This window comes from Mucilaginibacter sp. Mucisp73, from assembly GCF_059491465.1.
On sequence record NZ_CP168507.1, the window covers coordinates 38,039 to 58,598 of the forward strand.

At 43.8% G+C, this 20,560-nt stretch carries 15 protein-coding genes; 6 read left to right on the forward strand and 9 right to left on the reverse strand.

The annotated features are described in order from the left end of the window. Positions 1-770 precede the first annotated feature (770 nt). Positions 771-2,690 carry a glucosamine-6-phosphate deaminase gene (gene nagB, locus ACEN82_RS00190; protein ID WP_413321892.1) on the forward strand — a complete coding sequence of 640 codons (1,920 nt, stop codon included), beginning with the start codon at positions 771-773 and terminating at the stop codon, positions 2,688-2,690. A gap of 326 nt (positions 2,691-3,016) precedes the next feature. On the opposite strand, the gene ACEN82_RS00195 is transcribed toward nagB, so the two are convergent. From ACEN82_RS00195 to ACEN82_RS00205, 3 genes are all read right to left on the reverse strand, one after another. Next, the gene (locus tag ACEN82_RS00195) at positions 3,017-5,284 is read right to left on the reverse strand and encodes an aconitate hydratase (RefSeq protein WP_413321893.1); all 2,268 of its coding nucleotides are present in this window, start codon (positions 5,282-5,284) and stop codon (positions 3,017-3,019) included. A 133-nt stretch (positions 5,285-5,417) separates the two neighbouring features. Then, complete coding sequence (locus ACEN82_RS00200; protein ID WP_413321894.1) at positions 5,418-6,299, reverse strand: CPBP family intramembrane glutamic endopeptidase; 882 nt, start codon at positions 6,297-6,299, stop codon at positions 5,418-5,420. A gap of 90 nt (positions 6,300-6,389) precedes the next feature. Beyond that, on the reverse strand, positions 6,390-9,599 hold the full coding sequence (locus ACEN82_RS00205) for a S41 family peptidase (RefSeq protein ID WP_413321895.1): 3,210 nt from the start codon (positions 9,597-9,599) through the stop codon (positions 6,390-6,392). 37 nt (positions 9,600-9,636) lie between these two features. Here ACEN82_RS00205 and ACEN82_RS00210 point away from each other — a divergent pair, with 37 nt between their 5' ends. Then, on the forward strand, positions 9,637-10,920 hold the full coding sequence (locus ACEN82_RS00210) for a glycosyltransferase family 4 protein (RefSeq protein WP_413321896.1): 1,284 nt from the start codon (positions 9,637-9,639) through the stop codon (positions 10,918-10,920). Continuing rightward, complete coding sequence (locus tag ACEN82_RS00215; RefSeq protein ID WP_413321897.1) at positions 10,913-11,665, forward strand: glycosyltransferase family 2 protein; 753 nt, start codon at positions 10,913-10,915, stop codon at positions 11,663-11,665. Before ACEN82_RS00210 ends, ACEN82_RS00215 begins: the two co-directional genes overlap by 8 nt. Before the next feature lie 282 nt (positions 11,666-11,947). Here the strand turns inward: ACEN82_RS00215 and ACEN82_RS00220 are convergent, their stop codons facing one another. From ACEN82_RS00220 to ACEN82_RS00245, 6 genes are all read right to left on the reverse strand, one after another. Further along, complete coding sequence (locus tag ACEN82_RS00220; RefSeq protein WP_413321898.1) at positions 11,948-14,428, reverse strand: hypothetical protein; 2,481 nt, start codon at positions 14,426-14,428, stop codon at positions 11,948-11,950. An 85-nt stretch (positions 14,429-14,513) separates the two neighbouring features. Further along, entirely contained in the window at positions 14,514-14,810 is a 297-nt protein-coding gene (locus tag ACEN82_RS00225) for a hypothetical protein (protein WP_090534932.1), read from the reverse strand. 16 nt (positions 14,811-14,826) lie between these two features. Further along, positions 14,827-15,081 carry a DUF4834 family protein gene (locus tag ACEN82_RS00230; protein WP_091174527.1) on the reverse strand — a complete coding sequence of 85 codons (255 nt, stop codon included), beginning with the start codon at positions 15,079-15,081 and terminating at the stop codon, positions 14,827-14,829. A 163-nt stretch (positions 15,082-15,244) separates the two neighbouring features. Next, complete coding sequence (gene uvrB, locus ACEN82_RS00235) at positions 15,245-17,269, reverse strand: excinuclease ABC subunit UvrB (protein WP_091174530.1); 2,025 nt, start codon at positions 17,267-17,269, stop codon at positions 15,245-15,247. A gap of 106 nt (positions 17,270-17,375) precedes the next feature. Continuing rightward, positions 17,376-17,855 carry a MarR family transcriptional regulator gene (locus ACEN82_RS00240; RefSeq protein ID WP_274990207.1) on the reverse strand — a complete coding sequence of 160 codons (480 nt, stop codon included), beginning with the start codon at positions 17,853-17,855 and terminating at the stop codon, positions 17,376-17,378. 10 nt (positions 17,856-17,865) lie between these two features. Then, entirely contained in the window at positions 17,866-18,363 is a 498-nt protein-coding gene (locus ACEN82_RS00245) for a GNAT family N-acetyltransferase (protein WP_413321899.1), read from the reverse strand. Between the two features lie 132 nt (positions 18,364-18,495). On the opposite strand from ACEN82_RS00245, the gene upp reads away from it, so the two are divergent. The 3 genes from upp to ACEN82_RS00260 all read left to right on the forward strand — a co-directional run bounded on the left by upp (position 18,496) and on the right by ACEN82_RS00260 (position 20,531). After that, entirely contained in the window at positions 18,496-19,140 is a 645-nt protein-coding gene (gene upp / locus ACEN82_RS00250; protein ID WP_413321900.1) for a uracil phosphoribosyltransferase, read from the forward strand. A gap of 165 nt (positions 19,141-19,305) precedes the next feature. Continuing rightward, positions 19,306-20,001, forward strand: coding sequence for a YjjG family noncanonical pyrimidine nucleotidase (locus ACEN82_RS00255; protein ID WP_413321901.1), 696 nt, complete (start codon positions 19,306-19,308; stop codon positions 19,999-20,001). Further along, positions 19,998-20,531 carry a DinB family protein gene (locus ACEN82_RS00260; RefSeq protein ID WP_413321902.1) on the forward strand — a complete coding sequence of 178 codons (534 nt, stop codon included), beginning with the start codon at positions 19,998-20,000 and terminating at the stop codon, positions 20,529-20,531. Before ACEN82_RS00255 ends, ACEN82_RS00260 begins: the two co-directional genes overlap by 4 nt. Positions 20,532-20,560: the final 29 nt, after the last annotated feature.

Below are 20,560 nucleotides of genomic sequence, written 5' to 3' on the forward strand. Positions count from 1 at the left end.
GCAGATCAGCTTCGAGTGAAAACGAGCAGAACGATGCTGGGCGGTGCGACTGCAGGGGCATAGCAAGTTTTTGCAGAAGCGGAGGCATTGCGTGCAAATGGGGGCAAAATAATTGCAGCCCGTGGTTCTGTTCGTTTTGCAGGGTGAAGGCCGCGCCGAGGGCTATGGGCCCCGGTTGTGCGCAAAGAAGCCTCTCTGCTGCAAGCCTTTTTGGTTACTTTTGTGGCGACAAAAGTAACTGGCCCCGCGCGGCCAGGAGCGCGACGATGTAAGTCAAATACTAATGAAGCCCGTTAGCAGCCTGTCGGGGGTTGCTTCATTCCTTATAGCAATGACGTGACGCAGATGTCATTTTACCTTCAGAGGCCACCGGATTTAAATCACTCAGCATGACACCTGATTTTGATTGAGCCAGGGGAATGATGATTTTCGTAAGTCACGATGCGAGAGAAAAGAGGATTCTTCCTATTACTTAGGATAAGCTTCACTAATATGGGTGAATTTTAGCCAAAATGAACCCCGTCCTATCCTTTCCAAGATAAAATACTTATTAAAAAAATTTAAAAAGTTCTTTTAATTCAAATTTTGTTTTAGTAAGTTTGTATTGATAATGCACAGCATATTATTATACGCACTTTACTTTACCCTCATGTCGGTGAGGATAAACATTTTTGTTAATTGGTTTGATAAAAATCCTCGCCCTTGGCGGGGGTTTTTTGTATAGCGACTTTTTAAACTTTAACATATAATATATAGGTTCTGAGAAAATTATGGCACGATTAAATTTATTGGAAGAGACACGTTACGAGAAGTTACCGGTAAGCGTTTACAACAACCAGCAGGAAGCCTCGGTAGCGGTAGCGAACCGGATAGCAGATCTGATCCGCGCGAAACAAGCCAAAGGCGAAAAAGCGGTATTGGGACTTGCCACCGGTGTAACCCCGATAGGGGTATATGCCGAACTGGTAAGACAGCACAAAGAAGCAGGCTTGAGCTTTAAGAATGTGATCACTTTCAACCTGGATGAGTACTACCCAATGAAACCCACAGCAGCGCAAAGCTATGTGACTTTTATGTACGAAAACCTGTTCAGCCATATTGATATAGATAAAGCCAATGTGCACATCCCTGATGGTACTTTGGATAAAGACGAAGTTGTAGCGTTCTGTTTAGCCTATGAAAAGCAGATAGAAGAATTGGGTGGCTTAGACCTTCAGATCCTGGGCATCGGTCGTACAGGTCACATCGGCTTTAACGAGCCGGGCTCTGCGCCTAATTCAGGTACGAGGATGGTTACTTTAGATGACCTGACCAGGCGTGACGCGGCCCGCGATTTCGGTGGTAAGGCTGACGTGCCCACTAAAGCCATTACAATGGGTATCGGTACTATTTTCAAAGCCAGGGAAATCATCCTGATGGCCTGGAACAAGAAGAAAGCGCCGATCATCAAGAAAGCGGTAGAAGGGGAGATCTCGGGTGAAGTACCTGCAACCTACCTGCAATTGTCACAACATGTAGAGTTTGTACTGGATGCAGATGCAGCGTCAGAATTGACCAGGTTTGATACTCCATGGTTAGTAAAAGATTGCGTGTGGGATAACCAGTTAAAGAAAAAGGCTGTGATCTGGTTAGCCAATGAGGTTAACAAACCGGTATTGAAACTAACTGAAGAAGATTACAATAACCACGGCATGGCGCAACTTGCAGTAGAGCAGGGCCCTGTATATAATATCAATATTGATATTTTTAACCAAATTCAGCATACCATTACCGGCTGGCCGGGCGGTAAACCGGATGCCGACGATTCGCAAAGGCCGGAAAGGGCATTGCCAGCCAAAAAAAGAAGTATTATTTTCTCTCCACACCCGGATGATGACGTAATTTCGATGGGTGGTACATTTATCCGCCTGGTAGACCAGGGGCATGATGTACACGTGGCGTACCAAACATCAGGCAATACCGCCGTATGGGATGACGACGTGCTGAGGTACATGGAATTTGCTATCGACTTTACAAAAAGCATCGGCGAAGACACAACTCATCTTCAGAAATCCTATGAAGACATGCGTGCCTTCTTCCCAACCAAACAACCAAACGAAATTGATACCCAGGAGATCAGGAATGTAAAAGGCTTCATCCGGAAAACGGAAGCGATTTCAGGTGCAAGGTATGCAGGCTTACAGGATGATCATATCCACTTCATGGCCTTGCCGTTTTACGAAACCGGTAAGACCAAAAAGAATTCGGTAGGTGAGGAAGATATTCAATTGACTATCGACCTGCTTCAAAAAGTAAAACCACAGCAGATCTTCGCGGCAGGCGATTTTGCAGATCCTAATGGTACCCACCTGGTGTGTTTCAAGATCATCTTAGCTGCACTGGACAGGTTAAAAGGTAAAGAAGCCTGGGTAGAAGATTGCTGGCTGTGGATGTACCGCGGTGCATGGCATGAGTTTGAGACTTATGAGATAGAGATGGCGGTACCATTGTCGCCACAGGAGGTGATCCGCAAGCGTAACGCGATCTTCAAACACCAATCGCAAAAAGATACACCTGTATTCCCTGGTGATGATGCAAGGGAGTTCTGGGTAAGGGCAGAAGACCGCACCCGCGACACCGCCCAACGTTATGACCGCCTTGGTTTGGCTGAATACGAAGCCATGGAAGCGTTTGTGAGGTATAAATTCTAAAATTAGTTCATGGATCATGGTTGATGGTTCATAGAATTGAAAAATACATCTACCCCCAGCGTCCGTGTTATCACGGGCGCTTTTTTTTTGTATATAGTTGGCCGCAGGGACACGGCCAGGGAAAGGACAAAGCTTTATCACGCGTCATTGCGAGGCACGAAGCAATCGCGAACCGTACAGAGGCACTTGTATAGTCGCTCTGCAAATCGGGGATTGCTTCGTACCTCGCAATGACGCTTATCTATATTTTTACCCAACAAAAAAGCCTCCCCAAAATGGGAAGGCCTTCAATATTAAATCCGAAATCAAAATTCCGATATCCGAAATTAAGATGCCATTTGCTTGCGGATGATATTCAACGCACCGCCTGCTTTAAACCACTCAATTTGCTGGGCATTGTAAGTGTGGTTTACAGGGAATGATTCGGTTGAACCATCTTTATGGTGTAATACCACGGTTAACTGCTGGCCTGGGGCAAAAGTAGTTAAGCCGGTGATATCGATAGTGTCATCTTCCTGGATCTTTTCGTAATCGTTAGGATCAGCGAAGGTGATACCCAGCATACCTTGTTTTTTAAGGTTGGTTTCGTGGATCCGGGCAAATGATTTTACCAATATGGCACGTACACCCAAGTGACGTGGTTCCATAGCCGCGTGTTCACGTGATGAGCCTTCGCCATAGTTTTCGTCGCCTACTACAATCGAACCGATACCTGCTGCTTTGTAAGCACGCTGAGTAGCCGGAACAGGACCGTATTCGCCGGTTAATTCGTTTTTAACGCTATCGGCAGTAAGGTTAAAGTAGTTGATAGCACCGATCAGCATGTTGTTTGAAATGTTATCCAGGTGACCGCGGAATTTCAACCATGGGCCAGCCATAGAAATGTGGTCGGTAGTACATTTGCCTTTAGCTTTAATCAGCAATTTCAGGCCTGTAATGTCGGTACCTTCCCATGCTTTAAATGGCTCAAGTAATTGTAAACGTGATGAAGTTGGGGAAACGATAACTTCTACTTTGCTGCCGTCCTCGGCTGGTGCCTGGTAGCCTGCATCTTCAACAGCGAACCCTTTTACAGGCAGTTCGATACCTTGAGGCTCATCAAATTTAACCTGCTCACCGGCTTCGTTAGTTAACGTATCGGTAAGTGGGTTAAAGGTTAAATCACCTGCAATAGCGAAGGCAGTAACAATTTCAGGAGACGCTACGAATGCGTGGGTGTTAGGGTTACCATCCTGGCGTTTAGCGAAGTTACGGTTAAACGAAGTGATGATAGAGTTTTTACGGGTAGGATCATCAGTATGACGGGCCCACTGGCCGATACATGGTCCGCAGGCGTTAGCCAATACCACACCGCCCATTTCGGCGAAAGTTGCAAGGTAACCGTCACGGTCAACAGTGTAACGTACCTGCTCAGAACCCGGAGTGATGGTAAACTCGGCCTGAGTTTTTAATTTTTTATCGATAGCCTGTTTAGCGATAGAAGCCGAACGGGTGATGTCTTCGTAAGATGAGTTGGTACATGAGCCAATCAAACCAACCTCTAATTTGGTAGGCCAGCCGTTTTCTTTAACAGCGGTAGCAAATTTAGAGATAGGCCATGCCAAATCCGGAGTGAACGGACCGTTTACGTGTGGTTCAAGTTCGCTCAGGTTGATCTCAATAACCTGGTCAAAATATTGTTCAGGATTAGCGTAAACTTCTTCGTCGCCGGTTAAGTGCTCAGCAATAGCATCAGCAAGTTCAGCGATATCGGCACGTTTTGTACCTTTCAGGTAAGCAGCAGCTTTTTCGTCGTAACCGAAGATAGAAGTAGTAGCACCAATCTCTGCACCCATGTTACAGATAGTACCTTTACCGGTTGCAGACATTGAACGTGCGCCTTCGCCAAAGTATTCAACAATAGCACCGGTACCACCTTTTACAGTAAGGATACCAGCAACACGCAGGATAACGTCTTTAGCTGAAGTCCAGCCAGAAAGTTTACCGGTTAATTTAACACCGATTAGTTTAGGGAATTTAAGCTCCCATGGTAAGCCGGCCATTACGTCGCAGGCATCAGCGCCACCAACACCAATAGCAATCATACCCAAACCACCTGCATTAGGTGTATGTGAGTCAGTACCGATCATCATACCACCCGGGAAAGCGTAGTTTTCCAACACTACCTGGTGAATGATACCTGCACCGGCTTTCCAGAAACCAATGCCATATTTATCAGATACTGAAGCCAGGAAGTCATAAACTTCGCGGTTAACGTCAACAGCAGTACTTAAATCTTCAACAGCGCCGATTTTTGCCTGAATTAAGTGATCGCAATGTACGGTAGATGGAACGGCAACCTGCGGGCGACCAGCTTGCATGAACTGCAAAAGGGCCATTTGCGCAGTAGCATCCTGCATGGCTACACGGTCTGGTGCAAAATCAACATAGTCAACCCCGCGACCGAATGCTTTTTGAGCATCGCCTTCGCTAAGGTGGGCATATAAAATCTTTTCGGTTAAAGTTAGGGGTTTACCGGTCGCTTTACGTGCAGCCTCAACGCGGGTGCTGTAGCGGTCGTAAACCTTTTTGATCATATCTAAATCAAAAGCCATTTGTATTTGATTTTTAGGTGAAAAGTAAAAGAAATTGACGTTAAGCCCGTTATCCGGCCTTAGAGCGGCGAATTTACAAAAAATAACATTTGAAAGCTGTTAGTGCTTTATACAAATGTTATTTGGATATGTTCTAAATAAGTGATTGGAGGTTAGTGGTTAGAGATTGGTTGGTTACGGCAACCTTCACTTTTTTGTTGATGAAGATGCACGATACAGTGAAAACTAATGCGGACATCAACAGAACCGGATAATACATCTTTCCAAAAATATCAGGTAGGTCTTGTTTGGAATTCCCTAAAAACAAAAATGCAAATCCTGTAGTATTTATGGCAGCATGAAAAATCATTCCCGGAATTACGGATTGCGTTTTATTATAAATCCAACCTAAAAATAAACCTCCGAAAAACGCTGGAATGGCCTGCCAGGGATTTAAGTGCAGTGTGCTAAAAAGGATCGCAGAAATGAATACAGCTTTGTTAGGCGAATAATTTTTTAAAAGCCCTTTTAAAATAATGCCCCTGCACAATATTTCCTCGATGATTGGAGCTATAATAACAACACTCATGAAAGAGAATATATCTCTCGTGAACATCCGCTCAAATATCTCGCGAATTTTCAGTGGCATTGGTAGCAAGACTGAAATTCGTTCTAAGACGATTGAGAATGCCGCTGCCGCTATGATCAATACCGGGATAAGCCACCCCTTGATTTTATTATAATTTATGGTTGATGGATAACCTTGTTGTTTTTCACTCCTTTTTAAAGTATACTGTATTGCCATTAGTATGGGAGCAGCATTCATCAATACTTTGAATATCGATTTCACAGCCGGAAATTCTTGTGGAGTATTCATAAATATGATGCCGGCGATTATTGCAACGATGATCAGAAAAACAAGATACACGAAAAATAACTTTACAACAGATGTTACGTTAGGATAGGCTGTTTGCGGAGCGAGAGCAATGTTTTCAGGCTCTTCTGCATTTAGTTCGATGTTTGTTATTTCAGACATTTTGCGATTGTTTAGGAAAAAAATTGACCGGTCATGATAAACGACCAGCCAATTTAAAATTAAAAAATAGTTCGATAAAATATGAACAGATTATTTTTCTCCTTTTGATGTAGCAGGAGGCAACTGTTTCAAAATCTCCTCAATAGCCCTATCTAATTGCGGATCTTTATTTTCAATCCTGTCAGCAAAATCTGTTTTTACATAAATGTCTGGTGTTACGCCTGTTTTTTCAATGTCTTTGCCATCAAGCGTATAGCAGCCCCAGGCCGGGATACGGTAGAATGATCCGTCAACCAAACCTTTGCCACTGGTAAAAATGATCCAGCGGTAAGTTTCGGTGCCGATGATCTTGCCAAGGCCCAATTGTTTAAAGCCTTGTGAGGTCATTTCGCCATCGCTTAGGGTTTGCTCATTCATGAGCAGGATGATCGGTTTGGCCGCCGGTGCAAAGTTTGATTGCTGTGTTTTTTTACCGTCGCGGTAAGCCCATTGCAAATAGGGTTTTTGCGACAAGAATTTTAAAACATTATCATGTACGTTACCGCCTGTATTATATCTCAGGTCGAGGATAAGAGCATCTTTATTATAAGCATCATCAACCATATCTTCCAGGAAATCTTCCAGGGCGCCATCGCCCATGTTTTTCATGTATGAGTAGGCGATGCGGTTTTTGCTCTTTTCTGCAACTGTTTTAGCATTGGTCTTGATCCAGTCGTCGTAAAGATTGCCTGACAGATCGCCCGTCGATTCAGGGTGAAGCTTCACTTTAATATCTTTGCCGCCGCGGTTAAAGGTCAGTTCAATTTCTTTATCAAGCGATGGTTTGCTGAAGTAATAATTACGGTCCTGCTTTTCATCAACCGTAACGCCGTTCACTGCTTTCAGGATATCACCCGGTTTTACATCGATACCTGCTTTATCGGCATTACTGCGGGTAGCTATACCGCTAACTTTGTATGGTGAGTCATTGTCAAAAATAATTCCGGTTTCCATGGTACGGTAGCTGAGGGTTTTCTTTTCCTCGTTGCCGTTTGAGTAAAAGCCCTGGTGCGATGAATTGAGCTCGCCAAGCATATCATTCAGCAACAGGCGCAGGTCGGCCCGGTTATTAATATAAGGGACAAATGTTTTATAGCTGTCATGAACCTTTTTCCAGTCGGCTCCGTGGAAATTGCCGTCGTAATAGTTTTCATCCAGTCCGGCCCAGGTTTCATCAAACATCTGTGTAAATTCCCCGGCCATGTTACGCGTAAAGCTATAATTGATATCTAACTTATCCACTTTGTTGGCATCGATGTTTAGGGTGTAGATATTGCCTCCGGCCAGTACAAAATATTTATCGCCATTGCCAAAAATGTCGTAATTGCCGAAGTCGCCGCCGCCAACTTTTTCGGTTTTGGGGTTTTCAAAAGCTTCAAGGGTGGTACGGTAAAGTGCCCCTTTGCCTTCGCTATGGTTTGAGGCATAGTATACCAATGTTTTATCTCCTTTTTGAATCACATAAGGTCCCTGGGCCTGGCCAAACTCCGGGCTGATGCGTTCCAGTCTTTTCATCGGTTCTTCGGTGTCTATCACAATATCGGCAGGCGGTTTAGGCGTTGGCTGCTCAGATAAAGGTTTCTTTTTGTTAGACGCTTTTTTGTCCTTATCCTTTTTGTTTTTATCGTCGTCTTTTTTCTCCTCTTTAAACAGGGCCGTAAACTTATCCATCTTAAAAGGATCATCATACTTTTGCAAAGGCATGCGGTAAACGTGAGCATCTTTTGAGCCGTAAGGATACTCGGGCTGCGTACGGGATGACGCAAAATAAATATACTTACCATCCGGCGACCAGAATGGCGCCGATTCTGTAACACCGCTATTGGTAAGGTTCAGTATTTTCCCGGTTTTTATCTCATAAACAAAAACGTCCATCTCAAAATTGCGGTAAGCGTTGTATACCACGTACTCGCCATTTGGCGAAAAGCGCGGAGGAGGGTTGTAGAATCCCCAAAACTCATCGGTAACAATAGTTTTTGATGTGAGTGTTTTCAGATCCAAAAGTTTCAGTTCATTACGGCCGCTCAGATAAATGGCCTGTGTGCGGTCTTTATTCATGCTCAGCAGGCGATTGCTGCCTTTATCTGTGGTAAGCTGTTTTTCGGCACCGCTGCCATCGGCTGCTATGGTGTACCAGTTAGGATAGCCACCCAGGGTTTGACCAAAAATAAGGGTTTTGTTATCGCTCATCCAGCTTACCTCGGTAACCCGTTCGCTGGTATTACGTTCCAGTTTTTTGCCGAATTTACCTTCGGCATCGCTTACAAATAATTCGCCGCGGGATACAAAAGCAAGCTTTTTGCCATCGGGTGATAATGCTGCTCCTTCAATTTTACCGCCTGTTTCAAACGATTGGTCTTTAGGCAGTACATTATTGCGGAACAGGTTTAAGCTTAGCTTCTGAGTTTGTTTGGATGCCACATCGTACACAAAAATCTGGTAATCCTTTTCGAAAACAACCTTGCTGCCATCGGCACTTACCTGCGGGCGTTTGAGAGAGGTGGGGAACTGGGTTAACGCGTTTTTTTTACCATCAATAAAGGTATACAGGTTATATTCCTCGTTGCCTTCATCAGATACAAAATAGATGTTGCCTTTTTGATCAACGGTGGTCCAGAAATCCTTACCCTGCCAGTCGGTATATTTTTTATAGGCTTTGGTTTTAGGGTTGTACGATTGAATATCGGGATTGTAAGCGCCTTTATAGTGCTTACGGGTGGGGAAATAAATGCTCTCCCAGGTATTGCTGAAAAATAGCTCGCCGGTTTGCGGATGCTCAACAACACCGTGTATGGTATTAAAATAATGACCAAACAGCCTAACGGGTGTTCCGCCGGTAGCGGCTACTTTGTATTCACTGAAACCATTGTAACGGCTTGAGTTAAAGTAAATGGATTTCGAATCCCAGCTCCAGGAATCCACATTATCGCCGGCATCGTTATAGGTAAGCTGTTTGATATCGCCGCCGGCGAGGGGCATTACGTATACATCGTTATTGCCAAACTGGTTTGATGAAAAGGCCAGCCATTGCCCGTCGGGCGATACGCGTGGACTGGTTTCTTCGCCCTGCATGGCGGTCAATCGCGTGGCGGCTGTGCTGTTGATATCGGCTTTCCAAAGATCGCCTTCGTAGCTGAAAATTACGGTTTTGCCGTCGGGTGTAAGGGTTGGGTTAGATGTAAAATAGCTTCCGGTGGTTTGGGCTTTAAGGCTGGTTTGGCACAGTGCTGCCAAAAACAATACGATGTATAGTTTCTTCATATGGTTTAAGTTTTATGAATAAATGTATTTTTGAGCCATGTTAAAAGTGGTGCACCTCAATACGTATGACGGTAATGGCGGCGCGGGCAGGGCCTGCATGCGCCTTAACCGGGCATTACTTAGCCAAAATATCGATTCTAAAATTATAGTACATTATAAATTTGGAAATAATCCTGATATCAAGACTTTTAACGGTAATATCATTCAAAAATCATACGCCGCCGCTACTATTATCCTGGAACGGATATTGGCCAAACGCTTTTTAAAACCCGATAGCCGTACCCCGTTTTCTTTCACCTGGTTTGGCCGTTCGGTAATTAAACATCCTGACGTTAAAAATGCCGATATCATCCACCTGCACTGGATCAATCATGGTTTTTTAGATCCCAAACATATAGCCGAACTTAAAAAATTAGGCAAGCCCATAGTATGGACATTTCATGACAGTAACGCTTTTACCGGCGGCTGCCATGTGCGTTATACTTGTGATCATTACCAGCAACAATGCGGTAACTGCCCGCTGCTGATCAACTCTGCCGATGATGACATTTCGCACCGCATCTGGCAGCAAAAAAATAAGGCTTATCAGCAACTCGACTTCAACATTATCGCCCCAAGTTTATGGATGCAAGATTCTGTAAAGAAAAGCAGTTTGATGCAGGGCAAAGCCGCAAGCAATATTCCAAATACGCTGGAAACCGATGTTTTTAAACCGATAAACAAAAAGGAGGCGAAAGCCAAAGCGGGCCTGCCGACGGATAAATTTATCTTTTTAAGCGGATTTATGCCATCGCGTAAAGATCTGCATAAAGGCACTCAATATCTGTTGGAAAGTATGGAATTACTAAGACAGCGTTTAGGTGCAGAGACAGATCAGGTAGAACTGGTGGTTTTTGGAAACCGGGGCACAGAAAACCTGCCCGACTTTCCTTTTAAAACCAGCTTTTTAGGAACCATCAATAACGATGAGAAACTGGCCCTGCACTACGCCGCGGCCGATGCTTTTTTAATCCCTTCGCTTGAGGATAATTTACCTTACACCGTAATGGAAAGCCTGAGTTGCGGTACACCCGTAATCGCTTTTACTACAGGAGGCATCCCGGATATGGTGCGGCACCAGTATAGTGGTTACCTTGCCACCTATCGTTCATCCGAAAGTTTTACTGATGGGATGGAATGGATCATTAAACATCCTGAAAAGGACAAGTTGAACCAGCAGACCCGGCAAACCATTATGGATAGGTTTTCGGAAGAAGTAATAGCCAGAAAACATATCGAAGTTTATCGACAATTACTGAGTAAGGGAGGGAATAATGTTTAATCCAAGACTAAGCGTTATCACTATTGTTTACAATAACGTTAGGGACATTGAGCGTACCATACAGTCGGTAATCAACCAAACGTATAGCAATATCGAATACGTTATTGTCGATGGTTTATCTAATGATGGTACCCTACAGGTAATTGACAAGTATAAAAGTCAAATAACCAAATTCATCAGCGAAAAAGATGAGGGCATTTATGATGCCATGAATAAAGGGCTTGCTTTAGCTACCGGCGATTATGTGATCTTCATGAACTCGGGAGATGAGTTTTATGATAACGAAACCGTTGCCGCTGTTTTTGCCGCGGCGGATGGAGCTGATATCTACTATGGCGAAACAGAAATGATAGCCGATGACGGGAGTAGTTTAGGGCAGCGCCGTCACAAAGCACCCGCAAAGTTTACCTGGCGTGGTTTTAAATATGGCATGAGCATTAGTCACCAGGCTATCTATATCAGGCGTTCGCTGGCAGAACCCTATGACCCAAGATATCAATTGAGTTCGGATATCGACTGGATAATCCGCGCGGCAAAAAAGGCTAAAAAGATTGTGAACGTTAACCGTTACGTGGCCAAATACCTGGTAGGGGGCATGTCGAAGAAAAGGCACCGCCAAAGCTTGATGGAGCGTTTTGAGATCATGAAGCGGAATTATGGTTTGATCCCGACTGTTTTAAACCATTTTGTTATCGCCTTTAATTTGGGCTGGTACTGGTTGAAGAATAGAAGGACGAATGATTAATCAAATGCAATAATATGCTCTTCTCTGGCGCCCTTCTCTGGCGCAAGTGTTGTGCGGTTGATTGAGCAAGGCTCACTTGTGCCTGTGTGGTAAACCTATAGCAGGATTTATCAATTAATCTGTAAACTTATTTTAGGACGATACATATCGGAAAGCACAAGTCAGCAATCGCACATCTCTCCGCTCAAGACTTGCGCTAATATAAGGGATAACTGATTGAATAAATTCCACAAAAAAAGCGATGAACACTGCCCATCGCTTTTCTTTTGAATATAAAATTGCTTAAGCTTTTTTATCAGCTGGCTTTGCAGCCGGAGCTTTCTTTTTGTTTTCGGTATAAGCGGCACCACCTAAGGCAAGCACCAGTAGGATTGAACCTGCTAATGAAATATTCTCGCCGGTGTAATATGATGCCGGGTGGAAAATAAATTCAATTTTGTGGTTACCGATCGGGATCTGAGCTGCGCGCAGAAGATAATCGGCACGGAAATAAGGTTTCTCAACACCGTCGATATACATTTTCCAGCCTTTGTTATAGTATACTTCAGAGAACACCGCAATTTGTGAGGTGGTAGAACCGCTTGTGTAAACCATATGATCGGGCGAGTAGCTGGTAAGCTCAATTTTGCCTTCGCCGGCACCTGCTCCCAAAGTTTTTTCGTCGATAATGCTTTTGTATTGTTTATCAACAATAGCTTCATCTTTTGGTGTAAAGCTGCTGATGGCAACCATTTCCTGATCGGCATTGTCAGCATATTTAATGCTTTTAACAAACCACGCATGGCCACAGGCAGTTTGATTGACCTGCATACCTACGTTTTGGGTTTTTGGATCAGAATTAATAATGTACTTCACGTTCATCATATCCAAAACATCCTGGTTAATGCTTTTGCTTAGTTGATTATCAACAAGCTCTTCCCAGCGTTTTAGCCTTGCTGCCGAGTAACCACCCAATGACTTGTAGAAAAATGGTGTAAGGCCATCGCCTTTGATTGATTGTGTGGCGTCAAACACCCTAAAATCCGGGTCTTTATCTTTCATGATAAACTGGTCAACCTCGCGCGGCTGTGGCGTTTCATTATCCTGTTTCGGCGCGAAGTGGTCTTGATTTAAATAGCGTTTATCGATACCCCAAAGGTCAACGAGGATCAGGGCCAGGAAAGCAAGTGATGCAGCGGTTGGGTTGATCTTCTTTTTAAGGAATGCCCAGGCAATCCCAAATGCAATAGCGATGAAGATAAGTGAGCGGATAGCGTCGGCCTGCGCCATTGATTCCCTGTCGGCAATTAAAGCGCGGGTAAGGGCTGAGCTGTCAGTTTTAAGCGCCTGGCCTATTTGTGCAATAACACCAGCCTGCTGCTCACTTACGCTGAAAGACAAAAGCAGTGAAGGCACCACAGCTACAATCAATACAATACCACCTGTAATATAAAATGCGATTTTTAATTTTTTGAACAGGTTTGCTTTGTCCTCATTTACAATAGCCTCGTTAACTGCCAACACAGCAAGGATTGGGAAGCAAAAACCCGCAACTGCCAGTATTGATTCAACCGCGCGGAACTTATTGTAAAGCGGGAAGTAGTTAAAGAAAAGATCAGATACATAAGGCCAGTTCCGGCCGAAAGATAGCAGCATGGTTAAAACCACAGCGCCAAGTAACCACCATTTGATACGGTTTTTAACTATCATTAAGCCCCATACAAACAACAGGCAAATTACCGCACCAAAATAGAATGGCCCCCCGGTGAAGGGCTTGTTCCCCCAGTAAGATTGTAAATAATTTGCCGAAATTTCGACAGCCTGATTTGGATCACTTCCTTTTTCTGTTAAAGTTTTAACTACATGTGAATCAGCGCTATTGTTTTTTTGAAGAAAGCCTCCTCCGTATGCGTCAGGAATCAGGAATGTGATACATTCACCCACACCCTGGCTCCACTCATAAGCGTAGTCTTTAGCAAGGCCGTTACTTGGTTCTGAAGTATGCTGAGTAAGATTTGATTTGCCACGAATAGTTTCGTTGCCATAGTCGGCCGTGCTCCAAAGGATAGAGGCGTTCACTGCTACGCTCAATAGAACTGCGCCAGCAACATAACCTAACGATTTTAAAAAGGCATTTAAGGTTTTGTTTTTGATGGCATGGTAAAGTTCAATGCCAACCATGATCAATAAGGCCAGCATCAGGTAGTAGGTCATCTGCACGTGGTTAGCCCTGATCTCCAAGGCAAGAAATAAAGCTGTTACAGAAAAACCTAATAAATATTTACCGCGAAGGGTAAGGATAATCCCGGCAAGTATCGGCCCAAAAAATGCTATCGCGAAAGCCTGGTTGGCGTGCCCTGCAGTTAGCAGGATAATATTATATGATGAAAAGGTAAACGCCACTGCACCCGCCGCCGCAAGCCAGGGGTTAACCTTTAACACTATAAATAAAAAGTAGGTACCTAATAAAAACATTAATACTGTACCAACCGGAGCTGGGAAAGTATAGTTTATACCGGTTACAACCCATGATGTTAAGTTAGCTTTATAAGGCGCCCATATTTGGTAGGTAGGCATACCGCCATAGATCTGGTTGGTCCATAGTATGGTAGTGTCTTTGGCTTTGTAATCGTTAATTTCTTTTTGGGTTGATTGTGCCCTTGTAACGTCATTACCGCCTAATGTTTTTCCCTGGAAAGCCGGGGTTAAAAATATAAAGCAGATCACTAAAAAAATTGCAGCTATGGCAAAATGAATGCCGTTACGCTTAAACCAGTTATTCATTTAAGTTTTTTGAAATGGATATTATATTCCTCAAAAATAGAAATTACAATGAGAATAGGAATTATAAGTTTTGTTAAGGAATAACTTAACAGGTTTGCGCACGGCTGCGCAGCAGGAAAAACATGGCAATCAGCACAATGATAGATATTACGTAAGCAATAACCTGCGCCTTGCCGTAATCTTCGCGGTATTTGCGGATGTTGAAAAAGTTGTAAACGCCCAGCCCACCCATGATCACCCAGTAAAAAGTGCTGATCTTGGTACAATTGGCAAAAATTTGAGTAGCAACAATAAATACTATCACATTGGTGATAATAAGCGTAATTGACTCGGGCGTGTTGTTATGATTTTGGCGCCTTCTAAATACAGGGTTGGTGTCCATGATTTATTGGTTAGGTTTATTTTACTTCTTCGTAATCAACAAATTCACCTTCACTGTCGGGCACACTGCCTTTTTTGGGCTGCGGAATATGGTCGATCCTGATTTTTCCATCAGGTTTGGGGCCTTCATTGTAGTTACGTTGTTGCTGTTGATATTGCTGTTGGGCTTTATTCACAACACTTTCAAAAAGGAACGGCAGCAGGTAACGTGCCAGGCTGCGGATAATGTATAATATACAGATAGATATGATCAGAAAACGAATGAGAATCATACTGTTAATTTTGAGCTTACAAATATAAGGTATATAACGGTAAAAATGTTTTATTATGATTTGAGGATAGCTGACGCTGTTTTAATTTGAAAATAAAGCAATTTGAAGATTTGAAAATGTGGGGACTATCGTTTTCAAATCTTCAAATCAATAAATTTTCAAATTAAAACTTCTCCTCCATCATTTTTTCCAAAGCAAACATTTCGTCGCGCAGTTTGGCAGCCAGCAGGAAATCCATGTTTTTGGCGGCGGCAAGCATATCTTTTTTGGTGTTGTCGATTGATTTTTTCAGGTCGGCTTTGGTCATGTACTGAACTATCGGATCGGCGGCAAGTGTTAGGGTATCAGTTTCTACATAAGCCTGCTGTACACCTCCCTTAAAGTCGACCACTGATGTTTGCTCCATAATTTCCTCGCGCGTTTTGCCAACCGTTAGCGGTGTAATGCCATGTTGCGTGTTATATGCAATCTGAATTTCGCGGCGGCGGTTGGTTTCATCCATCGTGATCTGCATCGAATCGGTTATGGTATCAGCATACATGATCACACGGCCACGGTCATTACGTGCTGCACGGCCTATGGTTTGGATCAATGAGCGTTCTGACCGAAGGAACCCTTCTTTATCCGCATCTAAAATGGCTACTAAGGATACTTCAGGTAAATCCAAGCCTTCGCGCAGTAAGTTGATACCTATCAGTACATCAAATTCACCAAGTCGTAAGCCACGCAAAATTTCTACACGCTGCAGGGTTTTCACTTCCGAGTGGATGTAGCGGCATTTAATGCCCAGCCGGTCCATGTATTTGGCCAGTTCCTCGGCCATGCGTTTGGTGAGGGTGGTTACCAGTACGCGGTCGCCTTTTTTAATTGTTTTATCTACTTCGTCAAGCAGGTCATCCACCTGGTTTATTACCGGGCGAACGTCAATCACCGGATCAAGCAAACCGGTAGGGCGGATTACCTGTTCTACCACCACACCACCTGATTTTTCAAGTTCAAAATCGCCGGGAGTAGCGCTTACATAAACGGTTTGCGGGGCAAGGTTTTCAAACTCCTGGAAATTAAGCGGACGGTTATCCAAAGCTGCCGGCAGGCGGAAGCCATAGTCAACCAGCGAGATCTTGCGCGAACGGTCACCTCCATACATCGCTCTGATCTGCGGAACGGTTACGTGACTTTCGTCAATCACCATCAGGTAATCTTCGGGGAAATAATCAAGCAAGCAGAATGGCCTGGCACCGGGCTTGCGCCCGTCAAAAAAGCGGGAGTAGTTTTCGATGCCCGAACAGTAGCCCAGTTCGCGGATCATTTCCAGGTCATAATTAACCCTTTCTTCCAGCCGTTTGGCTTCCAGGAATCGGCCGTCATCAATAAACTGTTTTTTGCGGGTTTCCAGCTCTTCCTGTATCGCCCAGATGGATTGTAAAAAACGCTCGCGGGGGGCAACGTACAGGTTGGCCGGATAAACCACCATGTGTGTCATTTTTTCGATGGTTTTACCGGTGCCGATATCAAAGGCGCTTAACTCTTCAATATCGTCGCCAAAAAAGGAGATGCGGTAGGCATAATCCAGGTAAGCCGGAAAAATATCGACGGTATCACCCTTAACCCTGAATGTTCCTCGTTTAAAATCGGCAGTGGTGCGGGCGTATAAAATTTCGACCAGGCGATGTAAAAAAGCATTCCTGCTGATACGGGTACCTACGGCAAATTTGAAAACCGAGTCGGCAAAATCATCGGGGTTGCCCATACCGTAAATGCAGGATATAGACGATACCACGATCACATCGCGCCTGCCTGACATTAAAGCCGAAGTAGTACGTAAACGAAGCTTTTCTATCTCCTCGTTTATCTGCAGGTCCTTTTCAATGTAGGTGTTGGTGGTAGGGATGAAAGCCTCCGGCTGATAATAGTCATAGTAAGACACAAAGTAGTTCACCGCGTTTTCGGGAAAGAACTGCTTAAACTCGCCATAAAGCTGTGCCGCTAATGTTTTGTTGTGGCTCAGGATCAGCGTAGGTTTTTGCGTTTGTGCTATAATATTGGCAACCGTAAAGGTTTTGCCCGATCCGGTAACCCCCAAAAGGGTTTGATAGGGGTCGCCGTTGTTGATACCTTCAACCAGCTGCCTTATAGCTTCAGGCTGATCGCCGGTTGGTTTATATTGAGATGTTAATTGAAAATCCATGTTGTTATGTAAAAATACAAATAATCCAGAAACAGGGTTTGCAAATCAAAATAAGTACATGGTAATGACAACCGTATGTCAACATTGTTGTGCGGAGGGTAATAAATTACATTTCCGCCTTTAAACGCAACGCCCTATCCAAAAAACTCTGCTGCTTTATTTTCTCTTCGGCTTCAATAATAGCCTTCATCAGGTTGTTTTGGGTATCGGCAATTTCCGCGGCGGCCGCTTTCATAATTTCCCAAACGGGTTTCATACGTTCAATAAGTTCCTGGCCTTTTGTTGTTAACATGATAAGACGCTTCCTTTCGTCGGCCTTGTCCTTTTTTGATCGGATCAATTTCTCTTTTTCCAATTCCTTTAACAGACTGATGGTTGAAGGGTGGGTGTAGCCAATTTCAGCGGCGATTTCCACTACGCTTAAAAGCGGCTTAAAGTGTAAAGTGTAAATAACAGGAAACCATTTGGGTTCAAAATCAATATTACTGGCTTTGTATACGAGCACACCATCTTTGCGCAACTGCTCGGCCAGGCGCTGCAACCTTGTTGAAATTGCTAAAATTCCCGATTCGTCAATAACATTCATTATACCGCTGTTAATTGTTCAAATGTAACTCATAAAAAATAGTATCCGCAGCCATAAGCGGGAATGATTCAGGCAAATCCTGTTTGGCAAGGCGGGTAAAGCCATTTTTTTCATAAAAGCGATGAGCGGCTTTCAGCATCTCAACTGTGCCTAAATAAATGTGGGCAATGTTGTTTTGTTTACAATAGTCAATGAGATTATTAAGTAGTAACTGCGCGATGCCCAGCTCTTTGCCGCGGTATTCTTTAAGCACAAACATTTTGCGTATCGCAGCTGCATTGTTATCAAAAGCAATAAGGGCAATGGTGCCAACAAGTTGTTCCTTGTAGGTAGCTCCCCAAAAGTTACCGCCGGTTTGGTGGTAATTGGTTTCAATATCAAGCAGGTCGGGCTGGGCTTCAAGCGTGATAGGCACATTAAATTCTATTTGCTGAATTGGTAAAATGATATCAATGATCTGCTGGCAATAAGTATTGTTGAGTGAGCTGATAACAGGTGTAGTATCCATAACTTTAATATTTATGTACAAATCTACGTAGTTAACTACATATATTCAAAATTTATTATCCTTCCCATGGTGCGGTATGACATTTAATAAACAAATAGTGATACTATTGCTTAAAAACGCTTAAATTTAAGCATGATTTTCATCCTCAATAAAACCAATACCATTGCCAACCAGTTCCTTGCCGAATTACGGGATGCCGTTATTCAGCAGGATAAGGCACGTTTTAGGCGGAACCAGGAAAGGTTAGGAGCCGTATTGGCTTATGAGCTGAGCAAATCATTATATTACGAAACCAAAGAAATTCAAACCCCCTTAGGTACAGCCAGTGTTAATATGCCGGCCGATGAACCGGTGCTGGGTATTATATTGCGCGCCGGCCTGCCTTTTCACCAGGGTTTTATGCAGGTTTTCGACCGGTCGCCCTCTGCATTTATCACAGCTTATCGCAAGGTGAAACGCAACGGCAACTTTTTGATCCAGGTGGATCATATCTCAACCCCTAACCTTGATGATAAGATCTTTATTTTGTGCGATACCATGCTGGCTACCGGGCAAAGTATTGTATCGGTTTGTAAGGAGTTGATGGCTCAATATAAAATAAAGGAGCTGCACATTGCCGCGGTAATTGCCAGCACCGAAGGTGTAGCACATGTAAAGGCAAATCTCCCAAAAGCCAAGCTGTGGCTCTGCGCTGTTGATGACGAAATGACCAGCAAAGCTTATATTGTACCCGGCCTGGGTGATGCGGGCGACCTGGCATTTGGGGAAAAAGTGTAGTTTGATTTCGGATTTCGAATGTTCGATTTCGGATTTAGTTTGATTTGGGATTTATTTTGATTTCGAATTTCGGAATTGGGATTTCGGATTTAGTAATATTGAAATTCTTAATTTTGAATTTTTAAGCAGGGAAAAAAATTCGAAATCGAACATCCGAAATCCGACATGAAACAATACAAACACATCTTCTTTGATCTCGACCATACCATCTGGGATTTTGATAAAAATGCCGAAGAGGCCCTGCATGAGTTATATGTTATTCACCAGCTTGGCGAAATTGGCCTGCAGTCTGCCGAATTGTTCATCGAAACTTATACCCGTAACAATCATCGCCTTTGGGCACAGTATCATATCGGCGAGATCACCAAAGATGAACTGCGGGAGGCCCGTTTCAAATCAACCTTTACTGATCTTGGTTTGCATCCCGACCTGATGCCGCTTGATTTTGAGGATGCTTATGTAAAGCTTTGCCCCACCAAAACCAACTTGTTTCCGCATGCGCACGAAACATTGCAATACCTGCAATCAAAATATACCCTGCACCTGATCTCGAACGGGTTTAAAGATTCAACACGGATAAAAATCGCGGCGACGGACCTGGCCAAATATTTTCAGAACATTATCATCTCCGAAGATGTTGGCGTTAACAAGCCGGACAAAGCCATATTTCAACACGCGCTTGACCTGGCCGGGGCATCAAAAGAAGAAAGTGTGATGATCGGCGACAGCATCGAAGCTGATATCCGCGGAGCGCTTAATTTTGGAATGGACGCTATTTATTTTAACCCTTTTAATGCGGAAAAACCTCAGGATGTGCCCGTGCAGATTGCTCATTTAAAAGAGTTAACTTTACTTTTATGAGTATCGCCAAAGAACGTAAAGCTATTGATGCAGCCCTTGATGAATACCGCAAACAATTGGATGTTATCCCCGATGAGTTGTTTGATGTTACCCCGGAGGATGGCGGCTGGTCGTTTGCCGAGGTTTACAGCCATATTATGCAGGCTACGCTGGGTTCATCAATCGCGCTTGAACGTTGTACCCACGGCAATTGCGAGCCAACTAAAAAAGGCATTAATTGGGAAGGCCGGATCTTGCTGTTGTTAGGTAAATTTCCGCCGGTTAAAACAACAGTACCCAATGCGGTAAGCGATAAAATAGCTGCCAATAAGATCAGTAAGGAAGATGCCAAAAACCTGATCATCAAATGCCGCAAACGGATTGAAACGACTATGCCACTCATTGCCGAATCATCGCCGGCTAACAGATACAAGCACCCGCGTATGGGAATGCTTAATGCCAGGCAATGGTTTAAATTTATCCGCATTCATTTACAGCACCACTTGAAACAACTTAACAGGATCAAAAATAAATTTAGTACAGCAAAGTAACCTTTTATATTTAATGTAGTCTTAACAGT

What these genes read in the sequence shown, in the direction of transcription:
- ACEN82_RS00225 (WP_090534932.1), bottom strand. Translation starts at nt 14,810, where the DNA reads ATGGACACCAACCCTGTATTTAGAAGGCGCCAAAATCATAACAACACG.
- ACEN82_RS00200 (WP_413321894.1), bottom strand. Translation starts at nt 6,299, where the DNA reads ATGTCTGAAATAACAAACATCGAACTAAATGCAGAAGAGCCTGAAAAC.
- ACEN82_RS00240 (WP_274990207.1), bottom strand. Translation starts at nt 17,855, where the DNA reads ATGAATGTTATTGACGAATCGGGAATTTTAGCAATTTCAACAAGGTTG.
- ACEN82_RS00215 (WP_413321897.1), top strand. Translation starts at nt 10,913, where the DNA reads ATGTTTAATCCAAGACTAAGCGTTATCACTATTGTTTACAATAACGTT.
- uvrB (WP_091174530.1), bottom strand. Translation starts at nt 17,269, where the DNA reads ATGGATTTTCAATTAACATCTCAATATAAACCAACCGGCGATCAGCCT.
- ACEN82_RS00245 (WP_413321899.1), bottom strand. Translation starts at nt 18,363, where the DNA reads ATGGATACTACACCTGTTATCAGCTCACTCAACAATACTTATTGCCAG.
- ACEN82_RS00230 (WP_091174527.1), bottom strand. Translation starts at nt 15,081, where the DNA reads ATGATTCTCATTCGTTTTCTGATCATATCTATCTGTATATTATACATT.
- ACEN82_RS00210 (WP_413321896.1), top strand. Translation starts at nt 9,637, where the DNA reads ATGTTAAAAGTGGTGCACCTCAATACGTATGACGGTAATGGCGGCGCG.
- nagB (WP_413321892.1), top strand. Translation starts at nt 771, where the DNA reads ATGGCACGATTAAATTTATTGGAAGAGACACGTTACGAGAAGTTACCG.
- ACEN82_RS00260 (WP_413321902.1), top strand. Translation starts at nt 19,998, where the DNA reads ATGAGTATCGCCAAAGAACGTAAAGCTATTGATGCAGCCCTTGATGAA.
- ACEN82_RS00195 (WP_413321893.1), bottom strand. Translation starts at nt 5,284, where the DNA reads ATGGCTTTTGATTTAGATATGATCAAAAAGGTTTACGACCGCTACAGC.
- ACEN82_RS00255 (WP_413321901.1), top strand. Translation starts at nt 19,306, where the DNA reads ATGAAACAATACAAACACATCTTCTTTGATCTCGACCATACCATCTGG.
- ACEN82_RS00220 (WP_413321898.1), bottom strand. Translation starts at nt 14,428, where the DNA reads ATGAATAACTGGTTTAAGCGTAACGGCATTCATTTTGCCATAGCTGCA.
- upp (WP_413321900.1), top strand. Translation starts at nt 18,496, where the DNA reads ATGATTTTCATCCTCAATAAAACCAATACCATTGCCAACCAGTTCCTT.
- ACEN82_RS00205 (WP_413321895.1), bottom strand. Translation starts at nt 9,599, where the DNA reads ATGAAGAAACTATACATCGTATTGTTTTTGGCAGCACTGTGCCAAACC.